4 protein-coding genes are annotated in these 2,729 nt (G+C 40.2%); 3 read left to right on the top strand and 1 reads right to left on the bottom strand.

Annotated features, from left to right (window positions below; translation table 11 throughout):
- Positions 1 to 118: 118 nt before the first annotated feature.
- The gene (locus tag H1X92_RS11325) at positions 119 to 364 is read right to left on the bottom strand and encodes an Arc family DNA-binding protein (RefSeq protein ID WP_180560256.1); all 246 of its coding nucleotides are present in this window, start codon (positions 362 to 364) and stop codon (positions 119 to 121) included.
- A 107-nt stretch (positions 365 to 471) separates the two neighbouring features.
- Between H1X92_RS11325 and H1X92_RS11320 the strand changes: the two genes are divergently transcribed.
- The 3 genes from H1X92_RS11320 to H1X92_RS11310 form a co-directional block, all read left to right on the top strand.
- Positions 472 to 630, top strand: coding sequence for an Arc family DNA-binding protein (locus H1X92_RS11320; RefSeq protein ID WP_233458158.1), 159 nt, complete (start codon positions 472 to 474; stop codon positions 628 to 630).
- 71 nt (positions 631 to 701) lie between these two features.
- A complete protein-coding gene (locus tag H1X92_RS11315; RefSeq protein ID WP_180560255.1) occupies positions 702 to 1,529 on the top strand; it encodes a phage antirepressor N-terminal domain-containing protein in 828 nt (275 codons plus the stop codon).
- Positions 1,530 to 1,620: 91 nt separating this feature from the next.
- Positions 1,621 to 2,729, top strand: a 1,109-nt coding sequence (locus tag H1X92_RS11310; RefSeq protein WP_180560254.1) for a phage tail length tape measure family protein, incomplete at its 3' end; no start/stop codon positions are given.

Genomic DNA, 2,729 nt, shown 5'->3' with positions numbered 1-2,729 from the left:
TAATCAGGATAAAGGCGCTTTATTTAATGATATACGGGTGATGGAAGCGAAAGCCTTAGCGATAATGCACCAATAAATCTGATTATTAATACCCATAAGTTATTAATCGTTATGCTAGTTATTTTTTATCATTATATAATTTAGTTAAAGTTTCTTCTAAAGCTTCTTTTATTTTATCTGCTTCTGTTTTTGCTATAGATTCAATCGTTTTACTTGTAGAGGTTTCATTTACCGCTGACTGTAATATCATAACTATTTCAGAGTTTAAGGAACGGCCATTTTGGGCAGCTCTTACTGTTAGCTTTTCTTTAAGATCGTCTGGCATTCTTACACCAAATGGAGTAATGCTTCTCATTCCTTTCATAGTTCCACCTATATTGTGAATTGAATGCACAGTGTAGCCAATAAAAAATTGACTTCATATTATCACCGTGTTACTATAATGATATCTTTGTGTATGGATTAATGGTTATGAAAACAAGAGATATTGCGCCGATAGGCGTGAGGATGCAGTCAGAAGTAAAAGAGGCATTAAAGAAAGTAGCAAAAGAGCAAGGAAGATCGCTAAACTCAGAAATAGTCCAAAGACTGAAAGAGAGTTTGAAGAAAGAAGGGGTTGTAATTGCTTAAATGGTCGAAGCCCCAACTATTAGTGGTAGTCAGGGCTTCAGTTTTAGTCCGAAACTTTAGAGAAACGAACTATGAATACTATATCAACAATTAACGTACCTTTCCACGGTAACAATTTATATGTAGTAAATTATAATGGCGAACCGTACGTGCCAATGAAACCTATTGTTGATGGCATGGGAATGGATTGGGCATCCCAATTTACTAAGTTAAAACAAAAGTTTAATTCAACTATTGCGGAAATCACAATGGTTGCTGAGGATGGCAAGGAGCGCAATATGACTTGCCTAGCTCTGCGTAAACTTGCTGGATGGTTGGCAACCATTAGTCCAAACAAAGTTAAGTCAGAAATCCGTGACAAAGTTATTCAGTATCAAGAAGAGTGTGATGATGTGCTCTATGAGTATTGGACTACGGGTGAGGTTAAAGCTAAACCACGTAAAAAAGTTAAGCAAATTGCTGGATGTATTACAGTAGAACAGCAAGAAGCCATCAAACAACTGGTACTGACTCGTGGTAAAAGTGTGCCACATGAACATCAGGGCAAGGCAACCATCACGTTATGGTCAGCATTGAAAAGCCATTTTGGTTGCAGCTATAAAGAAATCGCCGAAGAAAAATTTACTAAGGCATTATCTCTTGCTGCTCGTGTACCGATTGAGGGTGAGTTCATTGGCAAAGCCCCTTTGCAAAATAATTTACCCGCTATTTGTGGAAGAATTATTCTTGACTATGAAAATGGCAGTGTAACTCGGACAGAAGTCGTCCCCTCTAATTATTTTATCGGGGATATTGAGACGCTAATGGAATATATAGAAAGACGCGGGGTTGTCGTGCTTGCTGATGAAACGGAACGCCGAAACTTTGTCAAAGAGAATCTCTTGCGATTAATCAACTGAGAAAACGATACATCAATCAATTGAGCACCTTAAGGTATAAATCAATTACTACGCCAGCCCTGTGCTGGCTTTTTGTTGCAAGGAATCCGGTATGACCGATATCGCCACGATTTCATTAAAAGTAAACACGGCGGATTTGGAAAGAGGTGAACAGAAGTTAAAGTCATTTCAGGGAACAGCGGAAAAGGTTGAAAAGGCTTCCTCAAATCTGGAGGGTGGATTAAAAAAAGTTAGCTTAGCCTCACTGAGAAATGTCGAAACCATTAAGACGCAAAAAAGTGAACTTAACGACCTGTTAAATCGAATTAATCCCACCAATAAAGCGTTTGATGAACTGGATAAAATTAGCCGTAAACTCGCCGCTTCACATCAAAAAGGTTTACTCCCCCTTGACCAGTTTATTGATTACAACACGATACTAGAAGAGTCGAAAGATAAGCTAAGCCGGATGAATCTGGCGCTGACCGCAGAAGGGAGAGCGCTACTTGCACAGGAAGAATCTTCAAAACGAGCGAAGTTAGCCGCTGATAATTTTCTAAACACATTAAAACAGCAATCAGACACGATAGGCAAGACGCGAACTGAAGTTCTTGAACTAAAAGCGGAGCAGATGGGCATTTCTCAACAGGCAGCGCCGATGATTGCCAAATTAAAAGAACAAGAAAAAGCGTTCATGAATGGCTCGGTAACGATGGGACAATATCGTCATGCAATGCGTATGTTACCTATGCAGATGACCGATGTGGTGACCTCATTGGCTTCAGGTATGCCAGCCTGGATGGTATTGGTGCAACAGGGTGGACAGATTAAAGACTCGTTTGGTGGTGTAAGTAATGCCTTAAAAGCGATGGGTTCAATATTAACGCCAACCCGTTTGTTAATGGGTGGATTGGCTGGCTCTACAGTGGCCGCTGCTATTGCCGCCTATCAGGGAGCGAATGAATTTGATCAGTTTAATAAACAGCTTTCGCTCACGGGCGGCTACGCCGGAAAAACGGCAGGCCAGTTACAGGATTTAGCCAAAAGATTATCAGCAAACGGTATTACGCAACATGCTATGGCTGATTCTTTGGCCAAGGTAGTTGGTAGCGGAACATTTAAAGGCAATGAACTGGAAATAGTTGCTAGCGCTGCAGCAAAAATGAAGTATGCGGTAGGCAAAGAAGTTGATGAAACCATTAAGGAGTTTGAAAAACTTAA

This window comes from Arsenophonus endosymbiont of Apis mellifera (assembly GCF_903968575.1).
GTDB classification, from domain to species: Bacteria; Pseudomonadota; Gammaproteobacteria; order Enterobacterales; family Enterobacteriaceae; genus Arsenophonus; species Arsenophonus apicola.
The sequence above is the reverse complement of the archived record's forward strand: the minus strand, read 5'-3'. Positions and strand labels throughout refer to the sequence as shown.